This is a genomic window from Emcibacter sp. SYSU 3D8 (genome assembly GCF_039655875.1).
In the GTDB taxonomy this organism is placed as follows: domain Bacteria; phylum Pseudomonadota; class Alphaproteobacteria; order SMXS01; family SMXS01; genus RI-34.
This window is the reverse complement of the sequence record NZ_JBBYXK010000001.1, coordinates 357,541-379,929: the sequence shown is the minus strand read 5'-3', so window position 1 is coordinate 379,929 and position 22,389 is coordinate 357,541. Positions and strand designations below refer to the sequence as shown.

The following is a 22,389-nucleotide window of genomic DNA, read 5'->3' as shown; positions in this document are numbered from 1 at the left end:
GCCGGATGCGACGCGTCATGTGTTTATCTGGTCTGCAATCCGCGCCAGGCTTTCGTCGCGGCCCAGCACGGCAAGAACATCGAATATGCCGGGGGACGTGGTCCGCCCGACGAGCGCCGCGCGCAGCGGCTGAGCAATCTTGCCGAGTTTGATGCCTTCGGCTTCGCTCATGTTTCGTAGGGTGAGATCAAGGGATTCGGCGGTCCATTCCGAGACGGATTTCAGCCCGCTATAGGCATGCCCCAGAATCTCCCTAGCTTCGGGATTATCTAACAGGACTTTGGCTTTGTCGTCCACTGCAAGCGGCCTTTCCTCGGCCAGGAAAAGGGCGCCCTCGGCCAGTTCCAGCAGGGTCTTGGCGCGCTCCTTCAATCCAGGCATGGCCATAGCGATGCGCGATGCGGCGTCCGCGTCCGGCTTGCGGCCGAGCCGATCGGCGACCATGGGAACGACTAGGTCGGTCAGGCGCTGGTCGTCGGCCTGGCGCAGGTAATGGCCATTCAGGTTCTCGAGCTTGGCAAAGTCGAAGCGCGAGGCCGACCGGCCGACGCCGTCCAGGTCGAACCACTCGACGGCCTGTTCGGTGGATATGATCTCGTCGTCGCCGTGGCCCCAGCCAAGCCGCAACAGGTAGTTGCGCAGCGCCTCGGGCAGATAGCCCATCTCACGGTAGGCTTCAACGCCCAGCGCGCCATGGCGTTTGGACAGCTTGGCGCCATCCGGGCCATGGATCAGCGGAATATGGGCAAAGCGCGGTATGTCCCAGCCCATCAGCGCATAGAGGTGGTATTGCCGGAAGGCATTGGTCAGGTGATCGTCGCCGCGGATAACATGGGTGATCCCCATGTCGTGGTCGTCGACCACCACCGAAAGCATGTAGGTCGGCGAGCCGTCGCCCCTGAGCAGCACCATGTCATCGAGCTGGCCGTTGGCGATGGTGACACTGCCCTGGACAAGGTCGTCGATCACCGTCTCGCCATCCTGCGGCGCACGGAGCCGGACGACCGGGGACACTCCGGCGGGCGCATCGGCCGGATCCCGGTCGCGCCAGCGGCCGTCATAGCGTATCGGCCTGCCTTCGGCCTTGGCGCGCTCGCGCATTTCGGCCAGTTCTTCGACCGAGGCGTAGCACTTGTAAGCATGGCCGGCCGCAAGCAGGGCATGCGCGACTTCAGCGTGCCGCGCGGCGCGCCGCGACTGGAACACGATGTCGCCATGGTGATCGAGGCCCAGCCAGTCCAACCCGGCGATGATGGCGTCGATGGCGGCCTGTGTTGAGCGTTCCTTGTCGGTGTCTTCGATCCTGAGAAGGAACTGGCCGCCATGATGGCGGGAAAACAGCCAATTGAACAATGCGGTTCGTGCGCCGCCAATATGCAAAAAACCCGTCGGAGACGGCGCGAAGCGGGTTACAACTGGGGCAGGAGATTGGGACACGGGAGACACGGAACTCCTGTTCAGCGGGATGGTAGGGCAGGGCGCTTCCGCAGCGCAACAAGCTTCTAGCATAGTTAGTTCGAAAGGAAAAACTATCACGCGTGACTTTCTTCTCCGGGTGCGGAACCGGGGTACGTTACCGGTATCGACGTAGCGGAAATCGTGTAGTCAAGACATTCAGATGGGCTTTGTTCTTGCGCTGGGGACTTAACTCGTTAGGGGGGATGCTGGTCGCGGAACGCGACCGCTGGGCGCTGTGGGTTCCGGTCCTGACCGGCTGCGGCATCGCGGGCTATTTCGCCAGTGCAGCCGAGTGGCCGGCATGGCCTGTCCTCGTATGTGCCGCCGTTGCCGGTGCAGCCGTTCTGCTTCTGCACGGCGCCGCGAAGTGGCTGGCCATTACAGCATTGTGTATCGCGCTGGGCCTTGCCGCTGCCGCCGTCCGGAGCCAGCTGGTGTCGGCGCCCGCGATCACTGCCGAGACCCGGATGCTGTCTCTGTCCGGACGTGTCGACAAGGTGGAGCGTTTCTCGCCGAAAGAGATGCGGCTTACCCTGTCGACCCTGGTGATCGAGGGCTGGACGCCGGCATCGACGCCCGCACGGGTCCGGGTTGGCGTGCGGACCAGGGGTGACGATGTGCGGCCGGGCAATCTTGTCTCGCTCCGCGCTGTGCTGATGCCGCCGCCAGGGCCAAGCGTGCCCGGTGGCTATGATTTCTCACGGCATGCCTGGTTCGACCGCCTGGGCGCCGTCGGTTTCGCCGTTTCCGCCGTGAAGGTGACCGGGCAGGCGGCGGATTGGGGCGGCTGGCGCGTGGCGCGCTGGCGCGACGACATCGGCCGCCGGCTGCTCGCACAGGCAGACGGGGACACCGGGGCCATGGCGGTGGCGCTGGTCACCGGCGAACGGGCGGGCATGAGCGAGGAGACGCTGGAGACCCTGCGGGTGGCCGGAATCGCCCACCTGCTGGCGATCTCCGGCATGAACATCGCCATGATGACCGGTTTCGTCTTCGTCGTGGTTCGCTTCCTGCTGGCCTGCCTGCCGGGCGTCGCACTGCGCTATCCGATCAAGCGGTGGGCGGCTGTGGCCGCGTTGATCGCCGGCGTGTTCTATCTGCTGATGAGCGGCGCCACCATACCGACCCAGCGCGCATTCATCGCCTCCACCGTGGTATTCGTCGGCATCCTGCTCGACCGGGTGGCAATAACCATGCGGCTGGTCGGCATCACCGCCCTCCTGCTCTTGCTGCTGACGCCGGAAAGCCTGCTCAGCGTCAGCTTCCAGATGTCATTCGCGGCCGTGGTGGCGCTGGTGGCGGTCTATGAACGCGCACGGCTGTCGGGATGGCTGGTCGCCGGCAAGGGGAGCGTGCTGTACCGGCTCTGGATCTATGTGGTGGCGGTCGCTGTCACCAGCCTGGTGGCCGGCGCCGCGACAGGATTTTTCGCGGCGTTTCATTTCAACAACTTCGCATCTTATGGCTTGCTGACCAACATGGCTGCCGTGCCGCTTATGGGCCTTTGGATCATGCCCTGGGTGCTGGTGCTTTTCGTGGCGCTGCCGTTCGGGCTGGAGGCGCTGCCCCTGCAGATGGTGGTCTGGGGCAACGACCTGACGCTTCTCATCGCCCGCCTTGTCGCCGCGCTGCCGGGCGCCGACCTGAGAATCCCTGCATTGCCCGACCTGACCATGGGCCTGGTCGTCGCCGGCGGCCTCTGGCTGCTGCTCTGGACCCGGGCATGGCGCTGGTGGGGGCTGGCGCCGATGATGGCGGGAATCGCCTTTGCGTTCACCGTCAGGCCGTCGGATATCCTGATCGATGAGAGAGGCAAGGTAGCGGCCGTGCGCGGTGCAGCGGGTAACCTGATCGTGCTCGGCGGGGGGCCGAAATCCTTTGCCCGAGAAACATGGTTACGCCGCGATGCTCAATTGCAGAACGAAGAATCATCTGTTGAGGGAAAACCTGTCTGCGACTCCCTCGGCTGCATCTACCAGCCGGCCCGCCATCCGGGGATGCGCATCGCCCTGGTGCGGGTTCCGGATGCGCTCCCCGATGATTGTGCGAAAGCCGACATCGTCATCAGCGCCGTGCCCACCTTCAACCGCTGCCGTGGACCGCGGGTGGTCATCGACCGCTTCGACCTGTGGCGCGGCGGCGCCCATGCGATCTGGCTCGACGAGGATAATGTCCGGGTGCGGACGGTTGCGCAGGAACAGGGAACGCGTCCCTGGTCGCTCTATGCGCGGAGAACCGCAGAAAAATCGTTCAAGCCTCAGTAACGGCGGAGCAATCCGACCATGCGGCCCTGGATTTTCACCCGGTCGGGGCCAAAAATACGCGTCTCGTAAGCCGGGTTCGCGGCTTCCAGCGCGATCGAGGCACCCTTGCGGCGCAGCTTCTTCAGCGTCGCCTCCATGTCATCGACGAGGGCGACGACGATCGTGCCATTTTCAGCCGTATCGGCCCGTTCGATGATCACCGTGTCGCCGTCCAGGATGCCGGCCTCGATCATGGAATCGCCGGCGACCTCAAGGGCATAATGCTCCTTGCTGCTGAGCATGCTGGCCGGAAACCCTACCGTCCTGTCGTGGTTCTGGAGCGCCTCGATGGGCGTGCCGGCCGCGATCTTGCCCCAGAGCGGCATTTCGATCACGCCATCGGTCCCGCTCACCGCGCCTGCAAGCCCTTCCGGACGGCGCTTGAAGTTGGGTTCGATGATGTTGCTGCGCGGCTTTTTGCTCGTGGCCTTCGCATCGGGCAGCTTGATGACTTCCAGCGCGCGGGCGCGGTGGGCGAGGCGGCGGATAAAGCCGCGCTCCTCGAGCGCCGTGATCAGCCGGTGGATGCCCGACTTGGACCGCAGATCGAGCGCCTCCTTCATCTCCTCGAACGAGGGCGAAATGCCGGTAGCCTCCAGCTTCTCGTGGATAAAGGTAAGAAGTTCGTGCTGCTTTCGCGTGAGCATGTAGCCTCCCGACAGGAACAAATACTGCTCAAATGTTCTAGTTTAGTTCTTAATTCTGGTCAATATGAATTGCAGCTAAATGCCGTCGAGCGGGAGGATTTCCACCATTTCGCCTTCATGGGCAGCCGGCGCATTCGGCGGCCGGATCACCAGCGCGCCCGCATTGGCGAACAGTGAAATCATGGAACTGTCCTGAACGCGGAACGGGGTGGCGACGGGCATGGCGCGGCGATCGCCGCGGAACAGGGTCGCGCGCATGTAGTCCTGGCGGTCACGGTTGGCCGGCAATTCGCAGCCCAGCAGCGCCTGTTCGGTGGGTAGCTCGACCGGCCGGATACCCAGCATGGCGCGGATCAGCGGCACCAGAAACAGCAGGCTGCAAACCATTGAGGACACGGGGTTTCCCGGCAAACCAAGCATCATCGCATTGTCCATCAGGCCGAAGATCAACGGCTTGCCGGGACGCATGGCGATTTTCCAGAAGTCGATCTCCAGCCCCAGGTCGCCGAGCACCTGCTTGACGATGTCATGATCGCCCACCGACGCGCCGCCGATCGTGACCAGAATATCGGCGCCGCGGGCGCGCTCGACGGCTTCGCGCAGCGAAGCCTCGTTGTCGCGGGCGATCCCAAGGTCCAGCACCGAGCCGCCATGACGTTCGACCAGGGCCTTGATGGCGACGGAATTGGAGCTGACGATCTGGTTCGGGCCCACTGGCTCGCCCGGCGGCACCAGTTCGTCGCCGGTCGCGATCAGGGCTACCAGTGGCCGGCACCGCACTTCCAGCGACGACACGCCCATGGCGGCAAGCAATCCGACGACAGCCGGGGTCAGCACGCGGCCCTCCTGCAACAGCCGGTCGCCCTCGCGAAAATCAATCCCGGACCTGCGGATGTGCTGGCCCAGTCCACCCGGTTCGTTGACCGTCACGTCGCCGGCGCCGGCCGTCGTATCCTCTTGCAGAACAACGGCATTGGCGCCCTTGGGCACCGGTCCGCCGGTGAAGATGCGGACCGCCTCGCCGGCGCCGACGATACCGTCGAAGGCATTGCCGGCCGGTGCGTGGCCCACGATCTTCAGCGTGACCGGGGCATTCACGATGTCGTCGGCACGGACGGCGTATCCGTCCATGGCGGAGGCATCGAAAGGCGGCTGGGTGCGGCGAGCGGCGGTATCTGCGGCGAGTACCCGGCCGGCAGCGTCGGCCAGGGCCATGGTCTCCGTCGGCATCACCGGTGCAAGGCCGACGATGCGCTCAAGTGCCTCATCGACCGAGATCATTTCATTCCCCCTCGAACGTGCCGGACTTGCCGCCTGACTTGTTGATCAGCCGAATCTCGCCGATCCGCATGGAGCGGTCGACGGCCTTGCACATATCGTAGATGGTGAGCCCGGCAACCGAAACGGCAGTGAGGGCTTCCATTTCCACGCCGGTCCTGCCTGTCACTTTTACCGTTGCCTCGATCTCGACGGCGTTTTCGGCGTCGAGGCAGACCAGCGCCAGGGTGACCTTGTCGAGGGGCAGGGGATGGCACAGCGGTATCAGATCCGCGGTGCGCTTGGCGGCCATGATGCCGGCAAGCCGGGCCACACCCAGCACGTCGCCCTTCTTGTGGCTTCCCTCACGGATCATGGCGAGTGTTTCCGGCAGCATGGCAATCCGGCCCCTGGCGACCGCGACCCGCCCGGTGACCGACTTGCCTGACACATCGACCATGACTGCGTTGCCATCATTGTCGAAATGCGTCAGGCCGGCCATTACGCGGCTCCCAGCAGGGCTGCGGTGGCGCGGCCCACATCGGACTGGCGCATCAGGGATTCGCCGACAAGGAAACACTTCATGTTGTAGCGGGCCAGATCGACCAGTTCGTCGTGGGTATGGATTCCGCTCTCGCCGACGACGAGGCGGTCGATCGGCACCCTCGGGCCCAGGTCGCGGGCAGTCTGCAGGTCGACGTTCAGAGTCTTCAGGTTGCGGTTATTGATGCCGATCAGCGGCACATCGAGATCGAGCGCGCGCTCCAGTTCCTCGGCATTGTGGACCTCGACCAGTACGTCCATGCCCCAGTTGGCCGCGCAGACCGCAAGTTCCATGGCCTGGCTGTCCTCCAGCGCGGCCATGATCAGCAGAATGCAATCGGCGCCCAGCGCGCGGGCCTCGGTCACCTGATAGGGATCGAGCATGAAGTCCTTGCGCAGAACGGGCAGGGATACGGCCTCGCGCGCGGCGACCAGATAGGCATCCTCGCCCTGGAAGTAGGGTGTATCGGTCAGCACCGACAGGCAGGTGGCGCCGCCGGCTTCATAGGCGCGGGCAAGCGCAGGCGGATCGAAGTCGGCGCGGATCAGCCCCTTGGAAGGGCTAGCCTTCTTGATTTCGGCGATCAGCCCGAAGCCGCCGCCGGCCACGGCAGCCTGCAGGCTGAGCATGAAACCGCGGGGCGGCGAGGCGGCGCGGGCGGCCTCCTCGACAACCGGCAGCGGCCGGGCCGCCTTGCAGGCGGCCACATGCTGGCGCTTGTCGGTACAGATTCTGGCGAGAACGTCGGTCATGGGCTGTTGGATATGGTCACGAGTTTGCCGAGGGTAGCTTTCGCTGCGCCGGAGTCCAGCGCGGCAGCGGCCATCGCAACGCCTGCGCGCAGGTCCGCCACCTTGTCGGCCACCAGGAGTGCGGCGGCTGCATTGAGCGTCACGATGTCGCGGTAGGCGCCCTTGTCGCCGTCCAGCAGGGCGCTGAGCGCTGCTGCATTGCAGGCCGGGTCGCCGCCTTTAAGGTCTTCGGGACTTGCATAGTCCAGGCCGGCGTCTTCCGGCGTGATCGAGAACTCGCGGATCTGGCCGTCGCGCAACTCGGCGACCCGGGTCGCCGCCGTTGTGGTGATCTCGTCGAGACCGTCCTCGCCATGCACGACCCACACGCGGGTCGAGCCCAAATTGCGCAAAACCTGTGCCATGGGGAGAACCCACCTGCTGTCGAACACCCCAAGCAGCTGGCGCGACGCGCCGGCCGGATTGGAGAGCGGGCCCAGCAGGTTGAAGATGGTTCTGGTCCCCAGTTCAACGCGCACGGGCCCCACATGGCGCATGGCGGTGTGGTGCTTTGGCGCCATCAGGAAAGCGATGCCTGCGCCGCTCAGGCAACGCTCGAGCACGTCCGGCTCGCGGTCGATGTTGACGCCCAGTTGATGCAGCACCTCGGCCGATCCGGACCGGGACGACAACGCCCGGTTGCCGTGCTTGGCGACGGGCACGCCAAGTGCAGCGACAACGAGCGCCACTGCCGTCGATATGTTGTAGCTGCCGCTGCCGTCGCCGCCGGTGCCGCAGGTATCGATGGCGTCATCGGGTGCGGTCACCCGCACGGCCTTTTCGCGCATGACGCGGGCACCACCGGTGATTTCGGCGACGGTCTCGCCGCGGACGCGAAGCGCCATCAGGAAGCCGCCCATCTGGCCCGGCGTCACATCGCCGTCCATCATGGCGGAGAAGACCGTGTAGGCTTCGTCCTCGGTAAGGCTTGCGCGGGTTGCAACCTTGGCGATGAAGGGCTTGATGCCGGCCATCAGGCGGCATCTCGGGTGCGGGCGCGATCCAGGAAATTGCGCAGCAGATCATGCCCGTGCTGGGACTCGATGCTTTCGGGATGAAACTGCACGCCGTGAATCTCGAAATGCCGGTGTTCCAGACCCATGATGAGCCCGTCGTCGGTCCAGGCGGTTATCTCCAGACAGTCGGGCAGGGTGTCGCGCTCGGCGATCAGGGAATGATAGCGCGTGGCCCTGAAGCGGGCTGGCAGGCCGCGAAAGATGCCCTTTCCGGCATTGTTGATTTCACTCACCTTGCCGTGCATCAGGCTGGGCGCGCGGATGACCCGCCCGCCGAAGGCCTGGGCGATGGCCTGGTGGCCCAGGCACACGCCGAGCAGCGGAATCTTGCCGGCGGCCGCGCCGATCAGGTCGAGGCAAATGCCTGCCTCGTTGGGCGTACAGGGGCCGGGCGAGAGGACGATGCCCTCCGGTCGCATGGCCACCAGGTCGGCGACGCCGATCTGGTCGTTGCGGTGGACGACAACTTCCGCGCCCAGTTCCGCCAGATAGTGGAACAGGTTGTAGGTGAAGCTGTCGTAGTTATCGATCAGGACGAACATCGCTACCCAACACCTTGTATTCCGGCGGATGAAGCGCGAGCCGGCAAAGCCGGTTGGCGCGGACATGCCGCTTTGCCAGAACGATATAAGGCAGTCGGACGGGGATGCATAGATTCGTTAGGATCGGCGACCAAAAAGATCGCCTCTCACGAGGCGCGTCATGCGTCCTGGAGCAGGGGGGAAACGGCCGGCGCCGCGGTGCCTGAAGACCAGAGGTTCGCGCGCAGTGCTGACCGGAGACGATGCGGTGGCTGGTTGGGGGCTGATCCCTCGTGCAGCGGAGCCTGGCTCAGCGGAGGCCGAAGAAGGACAAGACCGCGATGATCACCACGACCAGTCCCACCAGATAAATGATCCCGTTCACGGCGGGTCTCCTCTTGTCGTTGATGCAACGGCCACGTCGACGCACTAACAGCGTGGCCGGGCCAGAAGTTCCGCCGATTTCGGATTCCGCCGTCGTATCCGCGTGTTATCACGCATATATAAATTGGTGAGGCGCGCCATCCGGCCCGCCATAGGATGAGAGCCGCCCTTGAAATCCCGCTTCACGTTCAACCGCTCCAACCTGCCGCTGATTTTGGCGGGGGCGGTTACCGTTGTCTCCGTGATCATTGTCCTGGTGGTGATGATGGGTGGCAGCGCGCCCCGGAAGCCCGCAGACTCCGGTGCCGTCCGGTCTCCGCCGCCCGTTGCCGCTGCGGCGCCGGACGCCGTAAGGCAGGACGCCGATCCGATCGGCGATCTGATTGCCGGCCTGCCGTCAGGCAGTCCGCATGCCGTGCCTCCGCAGGACGGCTTGCCCGTGTTCGACGGCGATCCGGCGTGGAAGCGATATGCGACGGCCAGCAGCACGCCGCGGGGCAAGGCGGTGATCGCGGTGGTAATCGATGACGTAGGCCTGAACCGGGCCCGCGCCGACGATGTGATGGCGCTGCCGGCCGCGGTGACGCTGGCGTTCATGCCCTATGGCGAAAATATCCAGGCCCAGGTGGACAAGGCGCGCACGCTGGGCCACGAGGTCATGCTGCATCTGCCCATGCAGCCCGAAAGCGACAAGGAGGACCCAGGACCGAAGGCGCTGCTCACGACCTTGCCGACGCAGGAGTTGCAGGACCGTGTGGTCTGGAACATGGATCGTTTCACCGGCTATGTGGGATTCAACAACCACATGGGCAGCAAATTTACCGCCGACCAGGAAGGCATGGGCGTGGTGATGCGCGAGGCGGCGAAGCGCGGCCTGATGTTTCTCGATTCGCGGACGACGCCGCGCACCGCCGGACCGGCGGCCGCCGCCCGGTTCGGTGTACCGCTGCTGAACCGGGACATCTTCATCGACAATCTGGCAACCGAGGCGGCAGTGCGCGCCCAACTTGACAAGGCTGCCGAGATGGCCCGCAAACGCGGTGTCGCCATCATCATCGGCCATCCTCACACGGCAACCGTGGCGGCGCTGCGGGCGTGGATTCCGACCCTGCAGGATGTGACGCTGGTGCCGATCACCGCGGTACTCAACCAGCCGGCGCCAACGCCGGCGGTGGCGGAGACGCGCTAACTACTGTCCCCGGCCCGGCGCGGCGGCGAATCTCACCGCTTCCTGGGCGGCGCGCACCAGGGCGCGGGCCTTGGCGCGGCATTCGGCGTCCTCGCTTTCCGGGACGCTGTCGGCGACGATGCCGGCCCCGGCCTGGATGTACATGACGCCGTCCTTCACCAGCCCGGTCCGCAGCACGATGGCTGTGTCCATGGAGCCGCCCGCCGAGAAATAGCCGACGCCGCCGGCATAGATGCCGCGCTTTTCCACTTCCAGTTCGTCGATGATTTCCATGGCACGCACCTTGGGCGCGCCCGAGACGGTGCCGGCGGGGAAACCGCCGCACAGGGCGTCGATGCCGTCATGGCGCGGGTCGATCTCGCCGCGCACGTTCGAGACGATGTGCATGACGTGGGAATAGAGTTCGATGGTATTCTGCTCGGTCACCTCGACGGTGCCGGGCTTCGCCACCCGGCCGACGTCGTTGCGGCCCAGATCCAGCAACATCAGGTGCTCGGACAGCTCCTTGGGATCGGCCAGCAGCCCCTCCATCAGTTCCCTGTCCTCCTGCGCCGTGGCGCCGCGCGGGCGGGTGCCGGCGATCGGGCGGATGGTGACCTCGCCATCCTTCAGCCGCACCAGGATTTCGGGGCTGGAACCGGTCACGGCAAAGCCGCCCATGTCCATGTAATACATGTAGGGCGACGGGTTGGTACGCCGCAGCGCCCGGTAGAGCGCGAAGGGCGGCAGGTCGAACGGCACGGAAAAACGCTGCGACAGCACCACCTGGAAGATGTCGCCGGCAGCAATGTATTCCTGCGCCTTGCGGACCATGTCGAGATAGCGCTCGCGCGGTGTGTTGGAGACGGGCTCGGGCAGGGCGGGCGCATCAATACCGGCGCTATGGGCGGCGGGTACCGGTGTGTCGAGCGCGTCGATGCCCAGCCACAGCCGGTCAAGCGCCCGGCTGTAGGCGGCTTCGGCGGTGAGGCCGGGTTGCGGGCGCACGGGCGTTACCAGGATCACCAGGTCTTTCACGCTGTCGAACACGGCCATCAGTGTCGGCCGTACGAACATGCCGTCGGGCGTGCCCAGCGGGTCGGGATTGGGCGCGGGCAGCGTTTCCATCAGCCGCACCATGTCATATCCCATATAGCCGACCAGGCCAGCGGCCATGGGTGGCAATCCCTCGGGCAGGTCGATCAGCGATTCGCCGATCAATGCCCGCATGGACTGCAGCGGCTTTTCGGTCTCCACGGTGAACGCGTCCGTGTCATTCAGGGCATTGCGGTTGATCTCGGCCATGTCGCCGACGCAACGCCAGATAATGTCCGGCATCAGGCCGATGATCGAGTAGCGGCCGCGGCTGGCGCCGCCCTCCACCGATTCAAGCAGGAAGGTGTGGCTCTTGCCGGCGGTCAGCTTGAGGAACGCCGAGACCGGCGTCTCGAGATCGGCGACCAGCGTTGTCCAGACGACCTGGGGCCGCCCGGCCTGATAGGTGGCGCGAAACGCGTCGGGCTCTGGCAAGAAGTCCGTCATGTGGTCGCCACCCGTGCTGATCTGCCATGCCCGCCCACCGCTCTCACGGCATCTGCGACACGACCTGATCGACAAGCTGCTGGTTCCGGCTGACGGAATACTTGTCGAACAGATAGGTCTGGTACTGCGCGAAGATGTCCAGCTTCAGCGTCTCGCCGAGTGAGCTCCTGATCTGCTGGTATTCATCGCTGTTCTGGTCGATGGGCACGGATTTCACCTCGGCCACCTGGACGACGAAATAGCCATCGCCGCGGGCCGACGGGCCGAATACGACACCGCCTTTGCCGGCGTCGAACATGGCGACCAGCAGGTCGCGGGAGAAGGCGCCGCCGAGCTTGCCGACATCCGAGCGACTGACGACGGGTGTCGAGGCCACGATGGCGCCGGTTTCGGTCGCGGCATCGGACAGCGAGGTGCCGCCGCGTACCTTCTCGACCATCTTCTCGGCAACCGAACGCGCCGCCTGGTCGCGTGCGTCACGGATCCAGTCGCTGCGGACCTGCTCCTTGATCTGATCGAGCGGCCGGACCTGCGCCGGCACGATCTTGTCGATCTGGGTGACGAAATAGCCGTTCTCGCCATCGTCCTCGAGATCAATGAACTCGCCCTCGGTCTTGGCGAAGAGGGAGTCGACGAACGCCCTGGTGGGCGGAAGACCGGTCACCGTCACGCCCTGGTCGTCCATACCGTCGCGGCTCATGGCCTTGACCGTGCGCAGCGGCAGGTCCAGCGACTTGGCCAGCGCCTCGATGGTCGCCCCGGTGGCGATCTGCGTCCGCGCCTTCTCGGACAGCTCGTCGAGAGCGGCGGTTACCCGATTGTCGACAATGTCCTTCATGAGCTGGGGCCGCGCTTCGTCGAACGAAACCTCGCGGCCCGGCGTGACGGCGTCGACCTTGAAGATAACCCAACCCAGCTTGCTGCTGACCGGCTCGCTGACGTCGCCTTCGGACAACGAGAAAGCCGTGTTCGCGGCATCGTCACCCAGATAGGACAGGGCGGCCTTCTCGGTCGCCGGCAGGCTGGTCTCGGCGGCAGACATGCCGGCGGACCTGGCGACATCGCCGAAGTCTTCGCCCGCATCGAGCCGCTGCTTGAGTTTCTTGGCGGCGTCCTCGGAAGCCACGGTGATCTGCTTCAGGTCACGCTTCTCGGGCGTGGACAGGCTTGACTTGCGCTGCTCGTACTCGGCCTTCAGCTGTTCCTCGCTTACCTGTGTGCGAGACGCCAGGTCGGCCTGGTTCAGCACCAGGAAACGGAATGCACGGAACTCGGGTTGCGCATAGTCCTGCTTGTGCGATTCGTAATAGGTCTTGATGTCCTGATCGCTCGGCTCGGGGATGGTGGTCATGGCGGCGACCGGAATGCCGACATAATGCGCCCAGCGGACCTCGGAGCTGTAGGAATAGAGCGCCTGGACCACGGCCTCGGGCACGATGACGCCACTGCGCAGGGTGCCGAGGAGATCGGCGCGCTCCATCAGGCGCCGCATCTCGCTTTCGTACATGGCCTCGGTCATGTTGCGCTGGCGCAGGCCTTCCCGGTAGATCGCCCGGTCGAATGTGCCGCTCGGGCCATGAAATTGCGCCGCGCCATGGATCGCATCGTAAACCCGCTTGTCCGACGCACGCACGCCAAGATCGTCGGCGGCGTTATCGAGCGCGGCGCCCATGACCAGGCGCTCCAGCGTCAGCTTGTCCACGCCGTCGGCGACGGCCTGGGCGGTGGTGTAGCGCTCGGATGGATCCTTGGTGCGCACGAACCGTTCCGCCTCAAACGCACGCATGAATTCGCCCTGCGTGACATGCACGCTGTCGACGCTGGCGACGGTCGACGGACCCGCCAGATGCGCCGATTGGACGCCCCAGAGGACGAAGCTGGCGATGATAAGAATCAGCAGGCCACGAAGGACCCAGGAATTCACGCCTTTGCGCAGCGCTGTCAGCATCGTTAACGTTCTCCCCAACGGGCAGCGGCCCGGGGTTCGGGCTGAATGGGCGCGCATCATAGTCACGCCAGCCACCCCCCGCAACCGGCAAGCCGGGACTGGTAAGCCGGTGTCCGGTCTGCTATCGGAAAATCCGTTTCACAATCAGGAAGAGCCGATGACCCAAGCATCAAGGCCGCTGGTGGCGGGCAACTGGAAGATGAACGGGACAGTGTCCGGCGCGGAGGAGGCCAGGCGCGTGGCCACCGGTCTGGCCGCGCTGCCGGGCGTCCGCTGCGACGCCATGATCTGCCCGCCGTTTCCGTTGATCGGGTTGTTCGCACGGCAGCTGTCGGGCACCGCACTGGCCGTCGGCGCGCAGGATTGCCATCCCGCGCCGAGCGGGGCGCATACCGGCGATGTGAGCGCCGAGTTGCTGGCCGAGGTCGGCGCCGCTGCGGTCATCGTCGGCCACTCCGAGCGCCGGCAGGATCATGGCGAGACCAGCGCCCTGGTGGCGTCCAAGGCCGAGGCAGCCTGGCGCGCCGGTCTGACCGCCATCATCTGCGTCGGCGAGACCGAGGCCGAGCGAACCGATGGCCGGACGCTCGAGGTGATCGGCGATCAGGTTGCCGGTTCGGTGCCATCGGCCGCGCGACCAGAGAGCACGATCATTGCCTATGAGCCGGTCTGGGCCATCGGTACCGGGCGCACGCCCACGCCCGAGGACGTTGCCGAGGTGCATGCTTTCCTTCGCGGTGCACTGGTCACGCAACTGGGTGAGGCGGGCAGGGGCATCCGCCTGCTCTATGGCGGGTCGGTCAAGCCGTCCAACGCGGCCGAGTTGATGGCGGTCGCCAATGTGGATGGCGCTCTGGTCGGCGGCGCGAGCTTGAAGGCGGACGACTTTCTAGGGATTATATCTGCCTACGCATAGGGCTGGCGGTGCAAACCCCAAGACGATTCCTTCGGTTGCCGCCGGTTGCCGGTAAAACCACCAAATAACGGTATGGCACCACTCGTACACTTGGTGTAAAAGCCCCCCAACCCTGACCGTGAAAGCGCCATGCAAGAAGTTGTCCTCATCATCCAGTTGGTGGTCGCCGTCGCTTTGGTGATCGTGATCCTGATGCAGCGCTCCGAAGGTGGCGCTGCTACGCTTACCGGCGGCGCGTCTTCGGGCGGCTTCATGTCGGTTCGCGGCGCCGGTAGTTTCCTCACGCGGACCACGGCGATCCTTGCCGCGATCTTCATGGCGCTATGTCTGTTCCTCGCGGTGCTGGCAGCGCGTGGTGGCGATAACGCGGGTTCGGTGCTCGACAAGGCGCCGGCAGAAACCGGTTCGGCGCCTGCCGCCCCGGCGACGCCTGCCGAGCCGAACGTGCCGTACCAGGAGTAGCTTTAAACCCCTCCCTTCAACAACCGCATGCGTGCCCCCGGTCCATGACGCGATTTATTTTTATCACCGGGGGAGTGGTCTCTTCTTTAGGCAAGGGACTTGCTTCCGCCGCACTGGGCGCTTTGCTGCAGGCCAGGGGCTACAAGGTCCGTCTGCGCAAGCTTGACCCCTATCTCAATGTCGATCCGGGCACCATGAGCCCGTATCAGCATGGCGAGGTCTATGTCACCGACGACGGCGCCGAGACCGATCTGGATCTTGGCCATTACGAGCGCTTCACCGGCGTGGCGTCGCGCAAGAGCGACAACGTCACCTCGGGGCGCATCTATCAGCAGATCATCACCAAGGAGCGGCGCGGCGATTATCTGGGTGGCACGGTCCAGGTCATTCCGCACGTCACTGACGCCATCAAGGAATTCGCGCTGGCCGAGCAGGACGGTTGCGATTTCATCTTGTGCGAGATCGGCGGCACCATCGGCGACATCGAAAGCCTGCCGTTCCTCGAGGCCATACGTCAGCTCGGCAACGAGTTGGGCGACAACGCCATTTTCATCCATCTGACCCTGGTGCCCTACATCGCCTCGGCCGGCGAGTTGAAAACCAAGCCGACCCAGCATTCGGTCAAGGAACTGCGCAGCATCGGCATTCAGCCGCATATCCTGATGTGCCGCAGCGAACATGAGCTGCCTGCGTCGGATCGGCGCAAGATCGCGCTGTTCTGCAATGTGCGCGAGGAAGCGGTGATTCCGGCCCTCGACGTCGGCACCATCTATGAAGTGCCGCTGCGGTACCACGAACAGGGCCTCGATACCCAGGTGCTCAAGGCGTTCGGGATCGGCGATGCGCCGGCGCCCGACCTGTCGGCCTGGCAGAACGTGGTCAAGCGGGTCAAGGAGCCGGAAGGCGCTGTGACGATTGCCGTTGTCGGCAAGTACACGGGCCTGAAGGACGCCTACAAGTCGCTGCAGGAAGCGCTCGTGCATGGCGGCATCGCCAACAACGTGCAGGTCAACATCGAGTGGTTCGATTCGGAGATATTCGAATCCGAGGACGCGGTGCTGCACCTGGAAAATGTTCACGGCATCCTGGTTCCGGGCGGCTTCGGCAACCGGGGCGCGGAAGGCAAGATTGCGGCCGCCACTTTCGCGCGCACACGGCTGGTGCCCTATTTCGGCATCTGCTTCGGTATGCAGCTTGCGGTGATCGAGGCGGCGCGCAACCTTGCGGGCGTGCAGCAGGCCAGCTCCACGGAATTCGGTCCCTGCACCGATCCGGTCGTCGGCCTGATGACCGAATGGGAGCATGAAGGGGCGACGCAGACGCGTTCCGAGGCGTCGGACATGGGAGGCACGCTCCGGCTTGGCGCCTATCCGGCGGTGCTGCAGGGCAATTCGCAGGTCGGCGGCATCTACGGCTCGGCCAGCATTTCCGAACGCCACCGGCACCGGTACGAGGTCAATATCAACTACAAGGACCGGCTGGAGCAGGCCGGCTTGCTGTTCTCCGGCATGTCGCCGGACGGCCGGTTGCCCGAAATCGTCGAAAATCCTGATCATCCGTGGTTCATCGGCGTGCAGTTCCATCCGGAGCTGAAGTCCAAGCCGTTCGACCCGCATCCGCTGTTCGTCTCGTTCATTCGCGCCGCCGTCGAACAGTCGCGCCTCGTCTAGGCGCCGCGGCCCGGAACTGCCAATCAAGAAAGGGGAAGCCCATGACCGCCATCGCTGATATCGCCGCCCGCCAGATCTTCGACAGCCGTGGCAACCCCACCGTTGAAGTGGACGTGGTGCTGGAATCGGGCGCGGCCGGCCGCGCCGCCGTTCCGTCGGGCGCATCGACCGGCGCCCACGAGGCCGTCGAATTGCGCGACGGCGGCCCTCGCTATCTGGGCAAGGGCGTGTCCAAGGCGGTCAACGCCGTGAACACCGAGATTTACGAGGCGCTGGCCGGTCTCGATGCCGAAGATCAGCGGGCGCTGGACCGGATCATGATCGACCTGGACGGCACGCCCAACAAGGCGCGGCTGGGCGCCAACGCCATCCTCGGGGCCAGCCTCGCCATCGCCAAGGCGGCGGCCGCCGAATCCGGCTTGCCGCTTTACCGTTATGTGGGCGGCGCTTCAGCACACATCCTGCCGGTGCCGATGATGAACATCGTCAATGGCGGCGCCCATGCGGACAACCCCATCGACATCCAGGAATTCATGATCATGCCGGTGGCGGCCGAGAGCATCGCCGACGCGGTGCGCATGGGTTCGGAAATATTCCACACGCTGAAGAAGGAACTGTCGGCGGCCGGTCATAACACCAATGTGGGCGACGAGGGCGGCTTCGCGCCGAATCTGGCGAGCACGACGGCTGCGCTGGATTTTGTCATGAAATCCATCGAGAAGGCCGGCTACAGGGCCGGTGACGAGGTCATGCTGGCGCTCGATGCCGCCGCTACCGAGTTTTTCAAGGACGGCCGCTATCACCTTGCCGGTGAAGGCAAGGTGCTGGATGCCGGCGAGATGGCCGCCTATTGGGCCAATCTGGCCGCCCGCTATCCGATCATCTCCATCGAGGACGGGATGTCCGAGGACGATTTCGAGGGCTGGAAGGCGCTGACCGACGCTGTCGGTGACAAGGTGCAGCTGGTCGGCGACGACCTGTTCGTCACCAATCCGTCGCGGCTGGCTGCCGGCATCAAGGACGGTCTCGCCAACTCCATCCTGGTGAAGGTCAACCAGATCGGTACCTTGTCGGAGACTCTTGAGGCGGTGAACATGGCGCACCGGGCTTCCTACACGGCGGTGATGTCGCATCGTTCGGGCGAAACCGAGGATTCGACCATTGCCGATCTGGCCGTGGCCACCAATTGCGGGCAGATCAAGACCGGCTCGCTGGCGCGTTCCGACCGGCTCGCCAAATACAACCAGCTGATCCGCATCGAGGAGCAGCTTGGCGACATGGCGGTCTATGCCGGCCGCTCGATTTTACGGGGCTGAACGCGCTTCCTGCCGCAATGACTCGCGGACTCTTCACAAGTTGCTGAATCAATGGAGAATTCCGTTTGACCCGCTGACTCGCGTGTGATTCACTAATTCACATGCGCAAAGGGGCAATCAAACAGATGACACTCGATGCGATCCTTCCGGGGGTCGTCATGTGTCTCATCGCGTATTTTTGCTACCATGCGGTGCAGGGCGAACTGGGGCTGCTGTCCTATGTCCGGCTGGAGCGCCAGAAGTCGGCGCTCGAGGTCGAAGCCGCGGCCGTCTCGGCCCAGCGCGCGGCGCTGGAGCACCGGGTGCGGCTGATGGCCCCGGACAAGGTTGATCCCGATCTGCTCGATGAACTGGCCCGTTACGAACTCGGTTTCGCCCATCCGGATGAGATCGTGATTCTGAACGAGACCCTGCAAAAGAACTGAAGCCGCCTTATTTTCTTTCTTGGGCACGTGTCGCGGCGAAACTTCCGTACGCGGGTCGCCGCCAGACCACAACAAACTGGCGAACTGAAAACCGTCACTGATCGGCGATTGATTTTCGCCGTCGAAGCGTCGGTAATAGGAGCCGAAAGGGCGGCGCCGGGACATCGGTCGCGCCGCTCGTCGTAAAGGGGACCGCATGACGACCAGGAAACCGGCGACCAAGGCCAAACAGCGCGAGGCGCGCGCGTCCGCGCCGGCGCCCTACAAGGCCAAGCCCAAGGAATTACTCGAGTTTTACCGTGAAATGCTGCTGATCAGGCGGTTCGAGGAACGTGCCGGTCAGATGTACGGCATGGGCCTGATCGGTGGCTTCTGCCATCTCTATATCGGGCAGGAAGCGGTCATTACCGGCGTCCGCTCGGCCATGAAGGACATCGATTCCCTGATCACGGCCTATCGCGATCACGGCCACATCCTGTCCGTCGGCACCAATCCCAATGCGGTTATGGCTGAATTGACCGGCCGGAGCGGCGGTGTGTCGAAGGGCAAGGGCGGCTCGATGCACATGTTCGACCGCAAGGCCAATTTCTATGGCGGGCACGGCATCGTCGGCGCGCAGATTCCGCTGGGCGCCGGGATTGCCTTCGCCCACAAATACAAGGGCGACGGCGGCGTGAGCTTGACGTTCTTCGGCGACGGCGCCGCCAACCAGGGCCAAGTCTACGAGGCCTTCAACATGGCCGAGTTGTGGCAGTTGCCGGTGGTGTTCGTCATCGAGAACAACCAGTACGCCATGGGCACATCGGTGGAGCGCTCGTCGTCCGAAACCCATTTCTACAAGCGTGGAACCAGCTTCCGCATTCCGGGCTACGAAGTAGACGGCATGGATGTCCTGGCGGTGCGCGCGGCGGCCGAGGACGCCATCGGCTTCGTGCGCGACGGCAACGGACCGATCATCCTGGAAATGAAGACCTATCGGTACCGCGGTCACTCCATGTCCGACCCGGCCAAGTACCGCACCCGCGACGAGGTTCAGAAGATGCGTGCCGACCACGATCCCATCGACCATCTGGGCGAAGTGCTGATCAGCACCGGTGCGGCCAAGGAGGACGATCTGAAGGCCATTGACCGCGAGATCAAGGACATCATCTCCGACGCCGCCGATTTCGCCCAGGAGAGCCCCGAGCCCGAGGCCGCCGAACTGTTCACCGAGGTGTATGCCTGATGCCGATCGATATCCTCATGCCGGCCCTGTCGCCGACCATGGAAGAAGGCACCCTCGCCAAATGGCTGGTGAAGGAAGGCGACGCGGTCAGCTCGGGCGACGTGCTGGCCGAGATCGAGACCGACAAGGCCACCATGGAACTCGAGTCCATCAATGACGGCAAGGTGGCCAAGATCCTTGTTCCCGAGGGAACCGAGGGCGTGAAGGTCAACGAGATCATCGCCCGCCTGATCGAGGAGGGCGAAAGCGCTGAGGCGGCGGAGGCCAAGCCCGCGGCCAAGGCGCCAAAAGCCAAGGACAAAGCCGAGGAACCCGCCAAGGCCGAAGCGAAACCCGCGGCGAAAACCGAGCCCGCACCCAAGGCCGCGCCTGCGCCCAAGGACCCGGAAATTCCCGCCGGCACCGAGATGGTCGAGATGACCGTTCGCGAGGCACTGCGCGACGCCATGGCCGAGGAGATGCGCCGCGACGAGAAGGTGTTCCTGATGGGCGAGGAGGTTGGCCAGTACCAGGGCGCCTACAAGGTCTCGCAGGAACTGCTGCAGGAATTCGGCGACAAGCGGGTGATCGACACGCCGATCACCGAGCACGGTTTTACCGGCCTGGGCGTGGGTGCGGCCATGGCCGGCCTGAAACCCATCGTCGAATTCATGACCTTCAATTTCGCCATGCAGGCCGTTGACCACATTATCAATTCGGCCGCCAAGACCCGCTACATGTCGGGCGGGATGATCAGCGTGCCGATCGTGTTTCGCGGCCCCAACGGGTTCGCCTCGCGCGTCGCCGCCCAGCACTCGCAGTGCTATGCGAGCTGGTACGGCCATGTGCCGGGCCTGAAGGTGGTGGCGCCCTATTCGGCAGCCGATGCCAAGGGCCTGCTGAAGTCGGCCATCCGCGACCCCAATCCGGTGGTGTTCCTGGAACAGGAGCTGCTCTACGGACGCAAGTTCGAGGTGCCAAAACTGGACGATTACACCGTGCCGATCGGCAAGGCCAAAATTGTCCGGGAGGGCAAGGACGTCACCCTGATCAGCTTCTCCTACACCATGCTGGCCGTGCTGGATGCTGCCGAAAAGCTGGCGGAGGAGGGGATCGATGCCGAGGTGATCGATCTGCGCACCATCCGGCCGCTCGATGTCGAGACGCTGATCGAGTCGGTGAAAAAGACCAACCGCGCCGTCGTCGTCGAGCAGGGCTGGACCGCTTATGGCGTGACCTCGGAAGTATCCTCGGTGCTGATGGAGCAGGCATTCGACTGGCTCGATGCGCCGATCCTGCGCCTGGGCGGGGCCGACGTGCCCATGCCCTATGCGGCCAGCCTGGAGAAAATCGCCATCGTTCAGCCCGAGGACGTGGTCAAGGCGGCAAAGACCGTCTGCTACAAGGCCTGATCCATGGCCATATACATCACGATGCCGGCGCTGTCGCCCACCATGGAGGAGGGCAACCTTTCCAGATGGCTGGTGAAGGAAGGCGATTCGGTGAAGGCCGGCGATATCATCGCCGAGATTGAGACCGACAAGGCCACCATGGAAGTGGAGGCCGTTGACGAGGGCGTCGTTGGCAAGCTGCTGGTGCCGGAAGGCGCCGAGGGCGTAAAGGTCAACTCCGTCATCGCCATGCTGCTGGAAAGCGGCGAGAAGGCCGCCGACCTGAAGGCGCCTGCGGCCGCCGCGCCGAAGAAGGCCGATGCGGCGCCGAAAGCCGAAGCCAAGCCCGCGCCCGACGAGGATCATGACGTCCTCGCAAATCCGTCGGCGCGCCGCATCGCCGAGGAGGAGGGCATCGACCTTGCCGCCCTGAAGGGCAGCGGTCCCGATGGCCGCATCACCAAGGGCGACGTGCTGGCCGCCGTCGCGGGCGGTGGTGGCGCGCCGACCACAAAGCCGGCGGAGGCGAAAGCGGATGCCTCGGGCCGCGTCTTCGCCAGCCCGCTGGCGCGCAAGCTGGCTGCGGAGAAGGGCTATGAGCTGGCCGATATTCCCGGGTCGGGGCCCAACGGCCGGGTGATCAAGGCCGACGTGAAGGCATTCGCGCCGAAGGCCAAGCCAGCCGGCGCGCCGTCCGCGGCGCCGGTCACCGGCGACGCGCCGTTCGAGGAAGTCCGGCTGTCGACCATGCGCAAGACCATCGCCCGGCGCATGACCGAGGCCAAGCAGAGCGTGCCGCATTTCTACCTGACCATCGAGGTGGAGATCGACAAGCTGCTGGACGTGCGCAAGGACCTGAACGAGGTGGCGGGCGATGGCCCCAAGCTGTCGGTCAACGATTTCATTATCCGTGCCGCGGCGCTGGCGCTGAAGGAATTCCCCGACGCCAACGTGCAATATGCCGGCGACACGCTGCGCCGCTTCAGCCGCGCGGACGTATCGGTGGCCGTGGCCATCGACGGCGGCCTGATCACGCCCATCGTCAAGGGCGCCGAGGGCAAGACCGTCGCCGCCATCTCATCCGAGATGAAGGACCTGGCCGAACGGGCGCGCAAGGGCAAGCTGGCGCCCGAGGAATACCAGGGCGGCACGATCTCGATCTCCAATCTGGGCATGTTCGGGATCAAGGAGTTCCTGGCCGTCATCAACCCGCCCCAGGCGTCGATCCTGGCCGTGGGCGCGGGCGAGAAGCGGCCGGTGGTGAAGAACGATCAGCTTACCGTCGCCACGGTGATGAGCGTCACCATGGCCTGCGATCATCGCGCCATGGACGGCGCCATCGGCGCGCAATATCTTCAGGTATTCAAGGCTCTCATGGAGCATCCGGTCAGGCTGCTGGTTTAATCGTGAAAGCCATTCGGGAAGC

Annotated in this window: 19 protein-coding genes; 10 read left to right on the top strand and 9 right to left on the bottom strand. The window is 64.7% G+C overall.

The genetic code is table 11. The features are described from left to right. Window positions 1-15: 15 nt before the first annotated feature. Entirely contained in the window at window positions 16-1,437 is a 1,422-nt protein-coding gene (gltX, locus tag WJU21_RS01925) for a glutamate--tRNA ligase (protein ID WP_346321689.1), read from the bottom strand. Window positions 1,438-1,661: 224 nt separating this feature from the next. Between gltX and WJU21_RS01920 the strand changes: the two genes are divergently transcribed. Next, window positions 1,662-3,722, top strand: a complete 2,061-nt coding sequence (locus WJU21_RS01920) for a ComEC/Rec2 family competence protein (RefSeq protein ID WP_346321688.1) — start codon at window positions 1,662-1,664, stop codon at window positions 3,720-3,722. Here the strand turns inward: WJU21_RS01920 and lexA are convergent. The 6 genes from lexA to WJU21_RS01890 form a co-directional block, all read right to left on the bottom strand. Beyond that, on the bottom strand, window positions 3,716-4,408 hold the full coding sequence (gene lexA, locus WJU21_RS01915; protein ID WP_346321687.1) for a transcriptional repressor LexA: 693 nt from the start codon (window positions 4,406-4,408) through the stop codon (window positions 3,716-3,718). The two genes, WJU21_RS01920 and lexA, sit on opposite strands and share 7 nt — an antisense overlap. A gap of 75 nt (window positions 4,409-4,483) precedes the next feature. Beyond that, complete coding sequence (gene glp / locus WJU21_RS01910) at window positions 4,484-5,689, bottom strand: gephyrin-like molybdotransferase Glp (RefSeq protein WP_346321686.1); 1,206 nt, start codon at window positions 5,687-5,689, stop codon at window positions 4,484-4,486. A 1-nt stretch (window position 5,690) separates the two neighbouring features. Beyond that, window positions 5,691-6,167 (bottom strand): cyclic pyranopterin monophosphate synthase MoaC, encoded by a 477-nt coding sequence (gene moaC, locus WJU21_RS01905; protein WP_346321685.1) that lies wholly within the window; start codon window positions 6,165-6,167, stop codon window positions 5,691-5,693. Further along, entirely contained in the window at window positions 6,167-6,961 is a 795-nt protein-coding gene (gene trpC / locus WJU21_RS01900; protein WP_346321684.1) for an indole-3-glycerol phosphate synthase TrpC, read from the bottom strand. Before trpC ends, moaC begins: the two co-directional genes overlap by 1 nt. Then, window positions 6,958-7,974: an anthranilate phosphoribosyltransferase gene (trpD, locus tag WJU21_RS01895; RefSeq protein ID WP_346321683.1), complete on the bottom strand. Its 1,017-nt coding sequence runs from the start codon at window positions 7,972-7,974 to the stop codon at window positions 6,958-6,960. Before trpD ends, trpC begins: the two co-directional genes overlap by 4 nt. Further along, entirely contained in the window at window positions 7,974-8,558 is a 585-nt protein-coding gene (locus WJU21_RS01890; RefSeq protein WP_346322436.1) for an aminodeoxychorismate/anthranilate synthase component II, read from the bottom strand. The genes trpD and WJU21_RS01890 overlap by 1 nt, the downstream gene beginning before the upstream one ends. Before the next feature lie 532 nt (window positions 8,559-9,090). Here WJU21_RS01890 and WJU21_RS01885 point away from each other — a divergent pair. Then, complete coding sequence (locus WJU21_RS01885; protein ID WP_346321682.1) at window positions 9,091-10,110, top strand: divergent polysaccharide deacetylase family protein; 1,020 nt, start codon at window positions 9,091-9,093, stop codon at window positions 10,108-10,110. Here the strand turns inward: WJU21_RS01885 and trpE are convergent, their stop codons facing one another. Continuing rightward, window positions 10,111-11,631, bottom strand: a complete 1,521-nt coding sequence (gene trpE / locus WJU21_RS01880) for an anthranilate synthase component I (protein WP_346321681.1) — start codon at window positions 11,629-11,631, stop codon at window positions 10,111-10,113. It lies immediately after the preceding gene. 43 nt (window positions 11,632-11,674) lie between these two features. Beyond that, on the bottom strand, window positions 11,675-13,579 hold the full coding sequence (locus WJU21_RS01875) for a peptidyl-prolyl cis-trans isomerase (RefSeq protein ID WP_346321680.1): 1,905 nt from the start codon (window positions 13,577-13,579) through the stop codon (window positions 11,675-11,677). A gap of 157 nt (window positions 13,580-13,736) precedes the next feature. On the opposite strand from WJU21_RS01875, the gene tpiA reads away from it, so the two are divergent. The 8 genes from tpiA to WJU21_RS01835 all read left to right on the top strand — a co-directional run bounded on the left by tpiA (window position 13,737) and on the right by WJU21_RS01835 (window position 22,367). Continuing rightward, window positions 13,737-14,495, top strand: a complete 759-nt coding sequence (gene tpiA, locus WJU21_RS01870) for a triose-phosphate isomerase (protein ID WP_346321679.1) — start codon at window positions 13,737-13,739, stop codon at window positions 14,493-14,495. Between the two features lie 129 nt (window positions 14,496-14,624). Continuing rightward, window positions 14,625-14,957 carry a preprotein translocase subunit SecG gene (gene secG, locus WJU21_RS01865; RefSeq protein WP_346321678.1) on the top strand — a complete coding sequence of 111 codons (333 nt, stop codon included), beginning with the start codon at window positions 14,625-14,627 and terminating at the stop codon, window positions 14,955-14,957. Window positions 14,958-15,001: 44 nt separating this feature from the next. Continuing rightward, entirely contained in the window at window positions 15,002-16,627 is a 1,626-nt protein-coding gene (locus WJU21_RS01860) for a CTP synthase (RefSeq protein WP_346321677.1), read from the top strand. A 41-nt stretch (window positions 16,628-16,668) separates the two neighbouring features. Beyond that, window positions 16,669-17,943, top strand: a complete 1,275-nt coding sequence (eno, locus tag WJU21_RS01855) for a phosphopyruvate hydratase (RefSeq protein ID WP_346321676.1) — start codon at window positions 16,669-16,671, stop codon at window positions 17,941-17,943. Between the two features lie 158 nt (window positions 17,944-18,101). After that, window positions 18,102-18,368 carry a septum formation initiator family protein gene (locus tag WJU21_RS01850; RefSeq protein ID WP_346321675.1) on the top strand — a complete coding sequence of 89 codons (267 nt, stop codon included), beginning with the start codon at window positions 18,102-18,104 and terminating at the stop codon, window positions 18,366-18,368. Between the two features lie 196 nt (window positions 18,369-18,564). After that, on the top strand, window positions 18,565-19,593 hold the full coding sequence (gene pdhA / locus WJU21_RS01845; RefSeq protein ID WP_346321674.1) for a pyruvate dehydrogenase (acetyl-transferring) E1 component subunit alpha: 1,029 nt from the start codon (window positions 18,565-18,567) through the stop codon (window positions 19,591-19,593). After that, a complete protein-coding gene (locus WJU21_RS01840) occupies window positions 19,593-20,984 on the top strand; it encodes a pyruvate dehydrogenase complex E1 component subunit beta (protein ID WP_346321673.1) in 1,392 nt (463 codons plus the stop codon). The genes pdhA and WJU21_RS01840 overlap by 1 nt, the downstream gene beginning before the upstream one ends. Before the next feature lie 3 nt (window positions 20,985-20,987). Beyond that, the gene (locus tag WJU21_RS01835; protein ID WP_346321672.1) at window positions 20,988-22,367 is read left to right on the top strand and encodes a 2-oxo acid dehydrogenase subunit E2; all 1,380 of its coding nucleotides are present in this window, start codon (window positions 20,988-20,990) and stop codon (window positions 22,365-22,367) included. The last annotated feature ends 22 nt before the right edge of the window (window positions 22,368-22,389 follow it).

Coding starts and splice junctions, on each gene's coding strand:
- WJU21_RS01840 (WP_346321673.1), top strand. CDS start 19,593: ATGCCGATCGATATCCTCATGCCGGCCCTGTCGCCGACCATGGAAGAA.
- trpC (WP_346321684.1), bottom strand. CDS start 6,961: ATGACCGACGTTCTCGCCAGAATCTGTACCGACAAGCGCCAGCATGTG.
- WJU21_RS01860 (WP_346321677.1), top strand. CDS start 15,002: ATGACGCGATTTATTTTTATCACCGGGGGAGTGGTCTCTTCTTTAGGC.
- glp (WP_346321686.1), bottom strand. CDS start 5,689: ATGATCTCGGTCGATGAGGCACTTGAGCGCATCGTCGGCCTTGCACCG.
- WJU21_RS01835 (WP_346321672.1), top strand. CDS start 20,988: ATGGCCATATACATCACGATGCCGGCGCTGTCGCCCACCATGGAGGAG.
- secG (WP_346321678.1), top strand. CDS start 14,625: ATGCAAGAAGTTGTCCTCATCATCCAGTTGGTGGTCGCCGTCGCTTTG.
- pdhA (WP_346321674.1), top strand. CDS start 18,565: ATGACGACCAGGAAACCGGCGACCAAGGCCAAACAGCGCGAGGCGCGC.
- WJU21_RS01850 (WP_346321675.1), top strand. CDS start 18,102: ATGTGTCTCATCGCGTATTTTTGCTACCATGCGGTGCAGGGCGAACTG.
- trpE (WP_346321681.1), bottom strand. CDS start 11,631: ATGACGGACTTCTTGCCAGAGCCCGACGCGTTTCGCGCCACCTATCAG.
- tpiA (WP_346321679.1), top strand. CDS start 13,737: ATGACCCAAGCATCAAGGCCGCTGGTGGCGGGCAACTGGAAGATGAAC.
- WJU21_RS01920 (WP_346321688.1), top strand. CDS start 1,662: ATGCTGGTCGCGGAACGCGACCGCTGGGCGCTGTGGGTTCCGGTCCTG.
- moaC (WP_346321685.1), bottom strand. CDS start 6,167: ATGGCCGGCCTGACGCATTTCGACAATGATGGCAACGCAGTCATGGTC.
- WJU21_RS01875 (WP_346321680.1), bottom strand. CDS start 13,579: ATGCTGACAGCGCTGCGCAAAGGCGTGAATTCCTGGGTCCTTCGTGGC.
- trpD (WP_346321683.1), bottom strand. CDS start 7,974: ATGGCCGGCATCAAGCCCTTCATCGCCAAGGTTGCAACCCGCGCAAGC.
- WJU21_RS01890 (WP_346322436.1), bottom strand. CDS start 8,558: ATGTTCGTCCTGATCGATAACTACGACAGCTTCACCTACAACCTGTTC.
- eno (WP_346321676.1), top strand. CDS start 16,669: ATGACCGCCATCGCTGATATCGCCGCCCGCCAGATCTTCGACAGCCGT.
- lexA (WP_346321687.1), bottom strand. CDS start 4,408: ATGCTCACGCGAAAGCAGCACGAACTTCTTACCTTTATCCACGAGAAG.